At 68.0% G+C, this 13,199-nt stretch carries 13 protein-coding genes; 1 reads left to right on the plus strand and 12 read right to left on the minus strand.

The annotated features are described in order from the left end of the window. Nucleotides 1-43: 43 nt before the first annotated feature. The 9 genes from AC3RX1_RS13695 to AC3RX1_RS13735 all read right to left on the minus strand — a co-directional run bounded on the left by AC3RX1_RS13695 (nucleotide 44) and on the right by AC3RX1_RS13735 (nucleotide 9,985). Nucleotides 44-1,585, minus strand: coding sequence for a xylulokinase (locus AC3RX1_RS13695; RefSeq protein WP_491501806.1), 1,542 nt, complete (start codon nucleotides 1,583-1,585; stop codon nucleotides 44-46). Next, complete coding sequence (locus AC3RX1_RS13700) at nucleotides 1,582-2,571, minus strand: zinc-binding dehydrogenase (RefSeq protein WP_491501807.1); 990 nt, start codon at nucleotides 2,569-2,571, stop codon at nucleotides 1,582-1,584. The genes AC3RX1_RS13695 and AC3RX1_RS13700 overlap by 4 nt, the downstream gene beginning before the upstream one ends. 346 nt (nucleotides 2,572-2,917) lie before the next feature. Then, a complete protein-coding gene (locus AC3RX1_RS13705; protein WP_491501808.1) occupies nucleotides 2,918-3,781 on the minus strand; it encodes an aldehyde dehydrogenase family protein in 864 nt (287 codons plus the stop codon). After that, nucleotides 3,778-5,247 (minus strand): aldehyde dehydrogenase family protein, encoded by a 1,470-nt coding sequence (locus AC3RX1_RS13710; RefSeq protein WP_491501964.1) that lies wholly within the window; start codon nucleotides 5,245-5,247, stop codon nucleotides 3,778-3,780. The genes AC3RX1_RS13705 and AC3RX1_RS13710 overlap by 4 nt, the downstream gene beginning before the upstream one ends. A 14-nt stretch (nucleotides 5,248-5,261) precedes the next feature. After that, entirely contained in the window at nucleotides 5,262-6,287 is a 1,026-nt protein-coding gene (gene deoC, locus AC3RX1_RS13715; RefSeq protein ID WP_491501809.1) for a deoxyribose-phosphate aldolase, read from the minus strand. Between the two features lie 37 nt (nucleotides 6,288-6,324). Further along, a complete protein-coding gene (locus tag AC3RX1_RS13720) occupies nucleotides 6,325-7,281 on the minus strand; it encodes a sugar-binding transcriptional regulator (protein WP_491501810.1) in 957 nt (318 codons plus the stop codon). A 10-nt stretch (nucleotides 7,282-7,291) separates the two neighbouring features. Continuing rightward, nucleotides 7,292-8,323, minus strand: coding sequence for a galactitol-1-phosphate 5-dehydrogenase (locus AC3RX1_RS13725; protein WP_491501811.1), 1,032 nt, complete (start codon nucleotides 8,321-8,323; stop codon nucleotides 7,292-7,294). A 241-nt stretch (nucleotides 8,324-8,564) separates the two neighbouring features. After that, nucleotides 8,565-9,539 carry a bifunctional riboflavin kinase/FAD synthetase gene (locus AC3RX1_RS13730; protein WP_491501812.1) on the minus strand — a complete coding sequence of 325 codons (975 nt, stop codon included), beginning with the start codon at nucleotides 9,537-9,539 and terminating at the stop codon, nucleotides 8,565-8,567. Next, nucleotides 9,536-9,985, minus strand: a complete 450-nt coding sequence (locus AC3RX1_RS13735) for a hypothetical protein (RefSeq protein ID WP_491501813.1) — start codon at nucleotides 9,983-9,985, stop codon at nucleotides 9,536-9,538. The genes AC3RX1_RS13730 and AC3RX1_RS13735 overlap by 4 nt, the downstream gene beginning before the upstream one ends. A 160-nt stretch (nucleotides 9,986-10,145) precedes the next feature. Here AC3RX1_RS13735 and AC3RX1_RS13740 point away from each other — a divergent pair, with 160 nt between their 5' ends. After that, a complete protein-coding gene (locus AC3RX1_RS13740; protein ID WP_491501814.1) occupies nucleotides 10,146-11,345 on the plus strand; it encodes a peptidoglycan DD-metalloendopeptidase family protein in 1,200 nt (399 codons plus the stop codon). A 31-nt stretch (nucleotides 11,346-11,376) separates the two neighbouring features. Here AC3RX1_RS13740 and AC3RX1_RS13745 read toward each other — a convergent pair whose 3' ends face one another. Genes AC3RX1_RS13745 through AC3RX1_RS13755 form a run of 3 tightly spaced genes read right to left on the minus strand, consistent with a single transcriptional unit; the run spans nucleotide 11,377 to nucleotide 13,183 of the window. After that, a complete protein-coding gene (locus tag AC3RX1_RS13745) occupies nucleotides 11,377-11,745 on the minus strand; it encodes a hypothetical protein (protein WP_491501815.1) in 369 nt (122 codons plus the stop codon). Further along, nucleotides 11,742-12,665, minus strand: coding sequence for a tRNA pseudouridine(55) synthase TruB (gene truB, locus AC3RX1_RS13750; protein WP_491501816.1), 924 nt, complete (start codon nucleotides 12,663-12,665; stop codon nucleotides 11,742-11,744). The genes AC3RX1_RS13745 and truB overlap by 4 nt, the downstream gene beginning before the upstream one ends. Beyond that, nucleotides 12,662-13,183 (minus strand): nucleoside/nucleotide kinase family protein, encoded by a 522-nt coding sequence (locus AC3RX1_RS13755; protein WP_491501817.1) that lies wholly within the window; start codon nucleotides 13,181-13,183, stop codon nucleotides 12,662-12,664. Before AC3RX1_RS13755 ends, truB begins: the two co-directional genes overlap by 4 nt. Nucleotides 13,184-13,199 lie beyond the last annotated feature (16 nt).

Genomic DNA, 13,199 nt, shown 5'->3' on the forward strand with positions numbered 1-13,199 from the left:
TTCTCCTTGTTGTTCGGGATGGTGTTGGGATGGAGGGAAGGGATCAATGCTCAACGGTCGGCGAGCTGACGAGGTCTTGGATCAGCCGGAAGACTGGGTCGACATCGTCGGACAGTCGTCGGAAGACGTCGACATATCGGCGATAGTGTGCGCCCCGCGCAGGGTCGGGTTGGACCGCATCCACGAGGTCGTGCCACACGTCCACCGTCGCCGCCAGGTCGTCCACCTCGCCAGCCACGTGAGCGCCGATGAGGGCATTACCCAGAAGCGCGCATTCTGACTTGCGAAGTCGAGAGATCGGGACGCCGAGGACGTCCGCCTTGATCGAGACCCACAGATCCGACTTCGCGCCGCCGCCCATGGCGCGGATCTCGGTGAGCAGACTGCCGCTGATGACAGGAGCGCGGTCGGCCCATTCCGAATACTGATAGGCGATGCCCTCAAGCACGGACCGATACAGATGGCCGCGCGTGTGGCTCGACGTGAGTCCTATCCATCCGCTGCGCAGATAAGGCTTCGGGGGAAGCACACCGCCCTGAAAGTGAGGCAGCCAGATCAGGCCGTCCGAGCCGGCGGAGACCCCCATCGCGAGATGCTCCAGGTCGGCGAAGGCCTCGTCAGCCGCGCCCGGGTGCTCGGCAATCGTGCCCCGGACCCACTCCGGTCCGAGGCCGCCACCGTTGATGAACGCGAAGGCAATGTAGGTGTCCGGCAGTATGGCGGTCGAGGTGATCATCGACATGCGTTGAGTGTCGGGAGCCCATCGATCGATACACATCGAGAACTGGCTCGCGGTCCCCGCGCTGTCGCAGGCGCGGCCAGGCACCACGACGCCCGACCCAAGGCACGCCACAATCTGGTCGCCGCCTCCGGCCGCCACCGGCACCCCTTCCGGGATGCCGGTCGACTCGGACGCGGCTCGCGTGACCGTGCCGATGATGTCAAGTGGTTCGACGATGCGTGGCAGCTTCTCCTCGTCGACGCCGAACGCGTCGATGAGTTCCTGCGACCACACACCCTTCTCGGTTTCGGAGAGGTTCGAGAAGCACAGGTTCGTGCGATCGACGTACGCCTGGGCGGCCGTCAGGCCGACCAGCCGCCCGGCGACGAACGGTCCGGGCACCTGGAACGCGACTGTCCGCCGGTACTCGTCCGCGCGCTCGCGCTTCATCCAGCGGATCTTCGTGCCGTGCGAGTAGGTCGGAGGGCAGCCGGCAAGCTCGGTGATGCGGCGCGCCTCCGGCATCATCTCGTAGACGTCGGTGCCGCATCGCGAGTCCAGCCAGGAGTCGAACGGCGCGGTCGGTGCGAAGTCAGCGCCCACCGCGCCGATCCCCGACATCTGACTCGAGAAGGACACGCCCGCGATGTCGACCGCACGCTTCGACGCATGGACCGCACGGCCGATGGCGTTGTGCGCCTGACTCTCGATCTCGAGCAGATCCTGCTCGATCAGGCCCGGGCCGGGACGGTCGAGGCGTGCCGGCACCGATGCGGACGCGAGAACTGCGCCCGACAGGTCCACGACAGCCGCCTTGATCAGCGTCGTCCCCATGTCGCACGCGACGAAGACCGGCTCGCTCATGGCTCAACCACCGCCTTCAGCGCCGTGCCGCTCGCGGCGACGCGGAATGCCTCCGCGCCCTCGCGAAGCGGGAACCGATGTGTGATGAGGGGCCGGTAAAGCTCGCCGTGGTCCTGCAGGATCTCCAGCGCCGCGTGGCAGTCGGCGGTCGTGTTCGCCGTCGATCCGGTGACGGTGAGCTCCCGGTAGTGGATCGCGTTGGCATCCATCAGGACATCACGCTCGAGGGCGGGAAGGCCGGCAAATAGATTGATGCGACCGCCGACGGCGGGCAGCTCCAGCGCCGTTGCATACGCGCCGACTGCCGGAACCGCGACGAGCACGCAGTCGACGCCTGCACCGTCCGTGGCCTGGCGCACTGCCGCCGGCAGATCCTGGCCCCGGGGATCGACGGTGACGTCGGCGCCGAACCGGTGCGCTAGCTCGCGGCGCGCCGCCGAAGTCTGGGAGACGATGATGCGGGATGCCCCGAGCTGGCGCGCGAGCGCCACAGCGAGAAGGCCGATCGGCCCGGCCCCGAGGACCGCCAACGACTCACCGGTTCGGAAACCCAGAGCAGACAAGCCACGCAGAACCGCTGCCAGCGGCTCCATGAGCACGGCGTCCAGCGCGTCCATCCCGTCCGGCACCGGGATCGCATTGCCCTGATCCACCGCGCCACGGGGAACCCGCACGACCTCCGCCAGCCCACCGTCCATCGTCAGGCCGACGCTCTCGTACCGTTCGCACAGGTTCCCGCGACCGCGGGCGCAGGCATGGCAGTGACCGCAGGCGATGTTGGGCGCCAAAGCCACGAGGGCCCCGTCTGTGAGTTCCGTCCGGTGGGAACGGTTCTCACGGACGCGGCCGACGATCTCATGACCCGGAACGCGGACCGTGCCGGCCGGGTAGAGCCGGTGTTCGCCGCGAGTGATCTTCAGATCGGTGCCGCATATCCCCGTAGCGACGACGTCGAGGAGGATATCGCCGTCGTCGGCGGTCGGCACCGCACGCTCGACGGCACGCAGCGCGTCGGGAGATTGGAACTCGAGTGCAAGCATCAGGTGATACCTCGTTGTAGGGAGCGACCGGTGAGTCGCGCCGGGTGATGTCGATTTCACCAGTCAATCGGGGGCCGAACGGACGCGTCAACGCAATCCACATCTCCGCGCAGTAAAGGTGCAATCATGCTCAAGTGAGCAGAGGGGGCCGTGATGACCGCCTGCTGGCGCAACGAAGCGCCCGCCGGCGGTCCACGGTCACCGCGGAGCGGTGGGTTCAGGCGCGGGGTGCACGCTCGAACACACCTCGGCTATCCCAACGTGCGAGAGCGCAGGCTGGTAAGCGGGCTCCTCAGAGCACGGCTTTGGTATGCCACACGGTCTTTATCTCCACGGAGGCCGTGATCCGGTCGAGACCCAATGGCGCACTCGGGGTCGTCAAAGGCGTCTGCACACGCTTGACGGTGTCTGCAGCGGCACGCTCGAGTTCTGCCCAATCGAGATTTCCGGCGCCCGCGAGGTCGACTGCGTTGACATCCGCGTGCCCCACGAGCCAGGGGGCGAGTTCGCTCGGTGACCCGCTGAGGATGTTCACGACGCCGGCTGGCAGATCGCTGGTGGCCAGCACCTCGGAGAACGAGATCGCCGGGAGGGGCGCTGTCTCGTTCGCGATCACCACAACCGTGTTGCCGGACGTGATGGCAGGTGCCACCACACTGACGAGGCCGAGCAGGGCGTATGTCGCGGCCTGAGGCGCGATGATGCCAACAACCCCCGTGGGCTCGGGCGCGGACAGGTTGAAGTATGGACCCGACACCGGGTTCACGCTTCCTACGACCTGCGCGTACTTGTCGGCCCACCCCGCATACCAGACCCATCCGTCGATGGCGCTGTCGACTTGCTGTCGCGCCGCCTGAACGGATCCACCTTCCAGGGAATGGATCTCGTCGACGAACTGCGCGCGTCTACCCTCGAGCATCTCGGCGATCCGGTACAGGATCTGACCGCGGTTGTATGACGTCGCACCGGACCACCCAGGAAACGCAGCCCGCGCCGCGCGCACAGCATCCCGGACGTCCTTCCTCGAACCCTGTGCAGCGTTGGCCACGAACGCCCCTTTCTTCGAGAGCACCGGGTAGGAGCGGCCCGACTCACTGCGCGGGAACTTGCCGCCGATGAACAGCTTGTAGGTCTTTGGAATCTCGAGCCGGGTCATCGTTCCACTTCCTTGGTCTGCGGCTGCGCCGCGTCGCCGTCCTTCAGGTACGAGGTGAGGCCGGGGCGACCCCCTTCGCGGCCGTAGCCCGACTCGCGATACCCGCCGAACGGCGAAGCCGGGTCGAACTTGTTGAAGGTATTCGTCCAGATCACGCCCGCGCGGAGCTGATCCGCGATCGCGAGCACGCGGGAACCCTTGTCGCTCCAGATCCCGGCCGACAGGCCGTAGGGGGTGTTGTTCGCCTTGGCCACGGCCTCCTCGGGAGTGCGGAAGGTGAGGATACTCAGCACCGGTCCGAAGATCTCCTCGCGCGCGATCCGGTGACTGGTGGCCACACCGGTCACGATGGTGGGTCTGTACCAGAACCCGTTCTCTGGCAGGGCGCAGTCGGGCGCCCAGGCGGTGCCGCCTTCGTCGATGCCAGCCTGGGTGAGCTCGGTGATCGTCGCCAGCTGTGCAGCCGAGTTGATCGCACCGACGTCCGTGTTCTTGTCGAGCGGGTCACCGACCCGCAGCGTGCTCATCCTCCGCTTGAGCCGTTCGACGAACTCTTCGTGGATTGATTCCTGGACCAGAAGCCGGGAGCCGGCGCAGCAGACCTGCCCCTGGTTGAAGAAGATCCCGTTCACAACCCCCTCGATCGCCTGATCCACCGGGGCGTCGTCGAAGACGATGTTCGCGCCCTTGCCCCCGAGTTCCAGCGTCAGCTTCTTGCGCGTGCCGGCGACGGCACGCGAAATGCTTTGTCCGACGGCGGTGGAACCGGTGAACGCGATCTTGTCAACGTCCGGATGCGATACGAGCGCGTTGCCCATGCTTCCCGGGCCGGTGAGAATGTTCACGACGCCCGGCGGCAGGTCGGCCTGCTGCAGGATGTCCGCGAACAGGATGGCGGTCAGCGGCGTCGTAGACGCGGGCTTCAGTACGACCGTGTTGCCCGCAGCCAGCGCCGGGGCGATCTTCCACGCGAGCATCATGAGCGGGAAATTCCACGGGATCACCTGAGCTGCGACCCCGAGCGACTGCGGGTTGCGGACGCCCGCATACTCCAGCTTGTCGGCCCACCCCGCGTAGTAGAAGAACCACGAGGCAACGGTGGGAATGTCGAAGTCGCGCGTCTCCTTGATCGGCTTGCCGTTGTCGAGGCTCTCGGCGACGGCGAGCTCGCGGGACCGCTCTTGGACGATGCGTGCGATCCGGAACAGGTACTTTCCGCGATCCGATCCCGACATCTTCGACCAGACACGCTCGTAGGCCCGCCGCGCTGCAGCGACGGCACGGTCGACGTCGCTCGCGTCGCCAGCGGACATGGTGGCCAGCCGCTCGCCGTCGGCTGGCGAGATGGTGTCGAACGGGCTGCCGTGCCCCTCGACGAACTCTCCATCTATGAACAGGCCGTACTCGTCCTGCAGCTTCAGAATGGCCCGTGATTCCGGGGCCGGGGCATATTCGAGAAAGGACATCGAGTACTCCAAGTTCAATCGATGGTCACGTAGTCGTTGCCGGAGTATCGACCGGAAGCAACCTTCTGCCGTTGCAGCAGGACATCGTTCAGTAGGCTCGACGCGCCGAAGCGGAATAGCTCAGGCGTCAGCCAGTCCTCGCCAACGGTCTCAGCGACGGTCACGACATACTTGATGGCGTCTTTCGAGGTGCGGATACCGCCGGCCGGCTTCACGCCGATGCGCTCACCGGTCAGCGAGTACCAGTCGCGGACAGCCTCCAGCATCAGAAGCGTGACCGGCAACGTAGCTGCTGGCTGCACCTTGCCTGTGGAGGTCTTGATGAAGTCGCCGCCGGCGAGCATACCGATCCACGACGCGCGGCGGACGTTGTCGTACGTCTTCAGCTCGCCCGTCTCAAGGATCACCTTGAGATGAGCGTCCGTTCCGTTGCTGCGGCGGCACGCCTCCTTGACCGCGACGATCTGGTCGAACACCTCCGCGTAGCGACCTGCCAGAAATGCCCCACGGTCGATGACCATGTCGATCTCGTCGGCGCCCGCCGCGACAGCCTCCCGAGTGTCCGCGAGCTTCACCGACAATGCCGCGCGACCGCTCGGGAAGGCCGTGGCCACCGCGGCGACCGAGATCGCGCCGCCCTGCGAAGTGTGCCCCGCACCGAGGGCGTCGATCGCCGTCGCGACCATGTCGCCGTACACGCACACCGCTGCTACCTGCGGGCAGGTCGGGTCGGACGGGTCCGGCACCAGTGCCTTCGCGGCCAGGGAACGAACTCGCCCCGGCGTGTCGGCTCCCTCGAGCGTGGTCAGGTCGATCATTTCGACAACGCGGTCCAGAGCCCACGACTTTGAGGTGGTCTTGATCGATCTGGTTCCCAGGCCCGCGGCGCGGGCCTCCAGGCCGACGCCGTCGACGCCAGGCAGTCCATGGAGGAAGCGGCGCAGGCTGAGGTCGCTGGTGTCGCCGCCGAGCAGTTCCATTGCCGCTGCACGTCGCGCGGCCAGCGCAGAGCTGTGCTCGCCCTCAATCAGCTGAGTCATGGTGCGTCCTTTCTCAAAGCTTGGTTCATTGTCATCATCACAGACACAGCGATTCGTCTAGCAGGTGCTCGGCGGTGAGCTCGTCCGTGACAAGCACTGTGCAGAGGCCGTTCGTGACGACCGCACGGCAGATGTCATGCTTCTGCTCCCCAGAGATCACGGCGATGGACCGCCTAGCGGCGTGAAGCTCATCCAAGCGCAGACCCACGCTCCTCTCGTCGAGCTCGGGATCGACGGGATATCCGTTGGCATCGATGAAACGGCCGAGGACATCGCCGACCGCGCCTCGGCCACGGAGCCCGACGAGGTCCTCCGGCGAGAGATAGCCGCTCTCGGCGAGTACGGACATCTGGTCGACGACGCCGGCGCTGAACAAGTAGGTATCCGCCGCCCGTCCGGCAGCCAGAACTGCTGCGACCGTCCGATCGCTCTCAATCGCATGCTTGGTCTCCAGTCGCTCCAGGATCGCAGGACTGGGGAGCATCTCTGCCGATCCATGTCCCTTCTGGGCGATGGACATCGCCGTGCTCGCCGCGCTGCTGGCACGGCGATTCAGGCTCACGCCGCCGTTGATCTGCACGACGCGGACTCCGCGCGTCCAGTCCTGACGAAGTTCCGCCGCCACGTCGTGCAGCGTGCGGCCCCAGCTGATACCGAGCACCTTCGTGACGGGCCGCATGCTCGTGAGATAGTCCGCCGCCGCCTGTGCGACTCTCCCACGAAGCTGCGGGGAGTCGATCTCTCCGAGCCCCGGAACGACGATCGCGTCATCGAGATCGAATCGATCGCGCAGTTCTCGTTCCAGGTGTCCTCGGCGCGCCCGCGGATGGTAGATCTCAATGCGGACAAACCCCGCCTCCTTGGCGAAAGCGATGAGACGACCAGCCTTCCAGCGAGTGATTTGCAGCAGCGCGCCGATCTCCCCCTGCGTCTTGTCTTCCTGGTAGTAGAGCTCTGCCGCCTTCACCGCCAGCAGCTCGTCGTCCTCGCTCATAGGCGCAAGCCTAGAGATCGTTCGGCATGAAGAGGACCTTCGAGGAGAAGATGGAGCGCTGGGCCAGCTGCTCCATCATGCTCGGCAGCGCGTTAAGGCCGAGCTCATGCGTCACCATGAACTTCCAGCCCAGGCTGCCGTCGGCCAGCCGAGCGGCCGACTCCGTCCACTCCCGTCCGGGGAACGGCGCCGAGAACGAGTTCCAGCTCCCGTGCAGCGATTGCTCCCGGCGCAGGAACATGGAGAAGGTCTTCTTGTCGAGCTCGATGGGGCTGTGTGGGATGCCGATGAAAGCCGCATGGCCGTGACGCGCGAGGAGGAGCGGTGCAAGCGCGATCGTGGGCGGGACACCCGCGGTCTCGATGAGCACGTCGAAGCCATCTCCGGCCAGTTCGAGAGCCTGCTCCGAGTCTGTCGCCGTCATCGTCGCTCCCGCCTCCCGAGCCATCGATGCCTTCTGTTCGTTGACGTCCAGAGCGAGAACCTCCGATGCGCCCATGAGGACAGCCCACTCGATCGCGAACAGGCCGATCGGGCCGGCCCCCAGCACCGCGACGCGCTGGCCCGGGCGCAGGTCCGTCTTCAGAATCGCGTGCATCGCAATCGCGGCGGGATCGATCATCGCGGCGGCTCGCGGGTCAAGACCTTCCGGCATCAGAAGAGCGTTGTTTGCGGGCACGTTGACGTATTCGGCATACGCCCCCTCCCGCCGACTCCCGAAGTAGTCGTAGTCCTCACACAGGCTGAAATTCCCTGCACGGCAACTGTCGCACGCGCGGCAGGGCAGAAGGGGCGGAACCGAGACCAGGTCGCCGACCGAGAACCCGGTGACCTCATCACCCTTCTCGACGATGTGTCCCGCAAATTCGTGACCGCAGACAATCGGGGCATAGTAGGCCCCGGTCGATGTCATACGGGGGATGTCCGACCCGCAGACTCCGCAGGCCGCGACCTTGACCAAGAGATCCTCGGGACCGATCGATGGGATGTCGATCTGCTCCACGCGAATGTCACCAGGCTGGTAGAGCACCGCCGCCGTCATCGTCCCTTCCATCAAGCACTTCCCGTCTCGGCCTCGTCGCGCCGCTCTCTCCACCGGTGCACCTCGCACCGGTCATCAGACTAGGAAGCGGTACCGCGGCGAACAACAGTTGAACTGAAGTTTGCTCATTGGAGCACGACCCACAGTCCGCGATACACAGCTGAGCAGAACCTGGGCACCAAGACCACCGACCTTCGCGGTCACGTGCACGTCGCCCCTGCGTGCGTCCACTGTGGCGGGGTCAGCTAAGCACGTCGCGTACCTGCTCGACGTCGTCCGCCATCTGCCGCTTCAGCGCCTCGATGCCCTCGAACGCCACCATCCCGCGCACGCGGTCGGTGAACTCGATCTCGACGCGGTGACCGTAGAGGTCGAGGTCGGTCTCGTCGAGGACGTAGGCCTCCACGACCCGCTCGGGCACGTCGTCGAACGTGGGGTTCGTGCCGACGCTGATCGCAGCCGGATGCCGCGTGCCGGGCCGCAGCCCGCCCGCGGATGCCCCGCCCTCCGATGCTTCGTCGACGAGCCAGCCCGCGTACACGCCGTCGGCGGGCACGAACCCCTCGAGGTCGCGGGACAGGTTCGCCGTGGGGAAGCCCAGCTCGCGTCCGCGTTCGCGACCGTGCACGACCTCGCCCCACACGGCGTGCGGCCGGCCCAGCAGCCGCGCCGCGGCGCGGACGTCGCCGGCGTCGAGCGCCTCGCGGATCCACGTCGACGACACTCGGCGCTCCCCCGTCATCGCCCGCACGTCGTCGACGACATCGACGCGGTAGCCGTAGCGCTCCCCCAGCTGCTTCAGGAGTTCGGGACTGCCTGCGCCGCCGCGTCCGAAGCGGAAGTCGCGGCCGACCATGATCGTCTCCACTCCCAGCGCGTCGACGAGAACGTGCTCGACGAACTCCTCGGCGGTGCGCGCCGCCATCTCGGCGTCGAAGCGCAGCACGAGCGCGGCGTCGATGCCAGTGTCGGCGAGCAGCCGCAGCTTCTGATGAAGGCCGACGACCGCTTCGGGGCAGACGTCGGGCCGCAGCGTGGCCAGCGGGTTGCGGTCGAACGTGACGGCGACGACCTTCGCCCCGTCGGCTGCGGCATCCGTCTTCGCGCGTTCCAGCACCGCGCGATGACCGGCGTGCACGCCGTCGAACTTCCCGATCGCGACGACCGACGGGCCGAAGCCGTCGGGCACCTCGGCCGGGTCGTCGAAGACGATCATCGCGCAGCCACGGTCTCGTCGGTCGCGCGCGCCGGTACCGAGGGGCGGTGGGCGATGAGCCACCAGAGACCGCAGAACGGCAGCACGAGCGGGATGAAGAGGTACCCGAAGCCGTACGACGACCAGACCGTCGCCTCGGGGAACAGCTCGGGACGCACGAGGCTCAGTGTGCCGATCGCGAGCACGCCGACGAGTTCGAACAGGATCGCGACCCAGGCGATGCGGTACCACGCGAGCGACGCCGAGAAGATGAGCGCGAGGGTCGCCACGATGTAGACGACGGCGGATGCCGCGGAGAGGGTGAAGGCGAGCGGGGCGTGCGCGAACCGCTCGATGATCTGCACGAGGGATCGGCCGGTGGCGCCGAGCGCGAGAACGGCGTAGACGACGACGAGGACGCGACCGATTCCGGTCATCCGGCGGCGCGGGCGGGAGGGCGATGACATGACATGTCGATCCTACTTCCGTACTCCGACGGCCTCCGCATCGCCAGCCACATACACCTCATCGATCCCAGAAGTAGACAGACACACCGTTGGATGACAATATTTACCGCACGGGCCCCCGACCGCATCCCTCGTCCACCCCTCTCCCCGAAGTGCGCTCATGCGATCGATCCGTTCCACCCTGCCCGCTCTGCTGGCAGCCGCCGCTCTCGTCGGCACCCTCGCCGTCCCCGCCCTCCCCGCTGCCGCCGCTCCGGCCGCCGCCGTCGTCACCGCGGCGGAGCCCACCCCGCCCCCGGCGACCACGTTCACGACGCCCCTGAAGTCGAAGAGCTACTCGGTCTCGTCGTACTACGGCGGACGCTGCATGCCGCTGCCGGGAGCATCGACGTTCCACCTCGGCCTCGACATGGCGGCGCCGCAGGGGTCGCCCATCTACGCCGTCGCCGCCGGCGTCGTGGTCGGCACCCTCGACGGGACCTCGTCGCAGGCGGGCTACGTGAAGATCCGGCACCGGATCGGCGGCGTCACGTACACGTCGTTCTACTACCACATCTGGAAGTCCACGACCCACGTCAAGGTGGGCCAGACGGTGGCCGCCGGCCAGCGCATCAGCGAGGTGGGGATGAGCGGCGTCTCGAGCGGCGCCCACCTGCACCTCGAGCTCTGGAGGGGGAACCCCGGCTCGGCGAGCTCGATCGACCCGGCACCGTTCCTGAAGGCGCATGGCCAGGACGTGTACGCGGGCGCGAAGGCGATCTGGGCGACGAGGGCGCCGGCCACGTGCACCTACTACACGACGACGTCGGTCAACTTCCGCACCGGCGCCTCCCTCTCGGCGGCGGTCATCCGGACGCTCCCGACGGGCACCGCGGTGGTGCACGTCCCCGGACAGAGCACGAACGGGTTCCTTCCGGTGAAGGTCGCGTCGCAGAGCGGCTGGGTCTCGTCGTCGTACGTCTCCCCGACGAAGCCCCCGGCTCCGAAGCCGGCGCCGAAGCCGACGGCCACGCCGAAGCCCGCGCCCTCCGTCACCGCGAAGCCCACGCCGACGACCACGCCGAAGCCCGGCCCCACGGCGCCGGCATCCGTCGGCACGCCGAAGCCCGTCGTGAAGCCCGCCCCGAAGCCCGTCGTGAAGCCCGCCCCGAAGCCGGTCGTGAAGCCGGCGCCCGCGAGCTACAAGACGACCGCCGCCCTGAACCTGCGGAAGTCCCCGTCGCTGAAGGGGGCGAAGATCCTCGTGATCCCCCGCGGCGCCAGCGTCGGCACCGTCAAGGCCACGAGCGGCGTGTGGCGCAAGGTGACCTACAAGGGCAAGACCGGGTGGGTGCACTCGGCGTATCTCGCGAGGCGCTGACCGCCGCGCGGGGGTGTGGCCAGGGCGCCGCTCAGGCGCCCTGCACGGTCCAGATGACCTGCATGCGCCAGACCATCACGGCGACGGCGAGGGCAGCGATTCCCATGATGACGGTGCTCCACCGGCTGCGCTCGACGAGCGCCCAGGCGACGCCCGCCGGGGGCAGCAGCACGGCCGACACGAGGTACACCCAGTACTCGAGCAGACTGCCGCTCGGCGGGTTCCCGGCGAGCGGCGCGACGATCGCGATCACCACCTGGGCGATCAGCAGCAGTTCGACAAGGGCCATGGCACCCACGGCGAGGTCGCTCGGACGTCGCCCGGCGAGGCCCAGCACGACGCACAGCAGACCGCCGACCGCCGCGACGGCGACGGTGACGATGGTGAACCACAGGATCATCGGGGCTGCTCCTCGGGCATGTTCATGATGCTCTTGACGGTCGTCAGGGTCGATTCCGGCGAGTCAACCCGGCTTCCGCGACGCTCCACGACGCCGATCAGCACCCCGTCGGGGTCGATCGCCGCGGCCTGAGAGCCGTCGAACGCCGGCGCCGTGACGCGCTTGCCGTGCCGCAGGTCGCGCGCCTGCCCGGCATCGGCGTGCACGACGGGGAGGACCGCCGCAGCGACCTCCGCCGGGGTCAGCAGCGGCGCCGCGGCGAGCTCGTCGACGGATGCCGCATCCGACACCCAGAAGGGCCCGATGCGCGTCCGGCGCAGGGCGGTGAGGTGACCGCCGACGCCGAGGTCGCCGCCGAGATCACGCGCGAGCGCTCGGATGTAGGTGCCGCTCGAGCAGTCGACCTCGACGTCGAGGTCGACGCATCCGTCTGCCGTGCGGGTCTCGAGCACGTCGAACCGTGAGATCACCACGTTCCGCGCCTTCAGGTCGACGGTCGCGCCCTCCCGCGCCAGGTCGTACGCCCGCCGGCCGTTCACCTTGATGGCCGACACAGTGCTCGGCACCTGGGCGATCGGCCCGGTGAGCCGGCCGATGCCGGCGGCGACGCGCTCCGGGGTGACGGCGGCGAGAGCGGATGCGTCGGCCCGCGCGGTGGCGGCGCCGTCGGCGTCGTCGGAGTCGGTGGACTGCCCGAGCCGGATCGTCGCGGCGTACGTCTTGTCGAGGCCGACGAGGTAGGTGAGCAGGCGCGTCGCGGGGCCGACGCCGAGGACGAGCAGTCCGGTGGCCATCGGGTCGAGCGTGCCGGCGTGGCCGATCTTGCGGGTGTTCAGCGCGCGCCGCGCGCGGGCGACGACGTCGTGGCTCGTGATGCCGCCGGGTTTGTCGACGAGCAGGATGCCGCAGGGATCGTTCACGTGGCCTTCCCGGGGAGCCGGACGGGCAGGAGCGGGTCGGTCGCATCGATCACGGCGTCGACGGCGCCGGCCGCACCCACCCGGAAGTCCCACACGTCAGCGAGGGCGGGAAGGCTGAGGTCGGGGCCCGAGACGACGAGCACGGCATCGGCATCGGTCGTGACCCACCGCGCCTCGGCCGGGGCATCGCGCGCGGGGTCGTAGGCGGCGAGCTGGAATCCGGTGGTCGCCGAGGTCTGCCACCCTTCGCGGAACGGATCGGCGAGCACGCGACGGAACGCCGTCCAGTCGTAATCGTCGTGCGGCGCGCGCTGGGCACGAGGCAGCAGGAAGTCGATCGTCGACGCGCGGAAGGCCGCGACATCCTGCTCGGCGAACGCCGCAGCCAGCCCGTCGGCGATGAGCGCGGCGCTCGAGCCGTCCACCCCGACGATCACGCGACCGCGGGGTCGCGATGCGCGGATCTCGTCGCGCAGCGCACGCCACAGCGTGTTCGCGGGAGTGATCGGGAGGCGCATCCCTCCAGCCTATTGC

The organism is Microbacterium altimontanum (assembly GCF_058349865.2).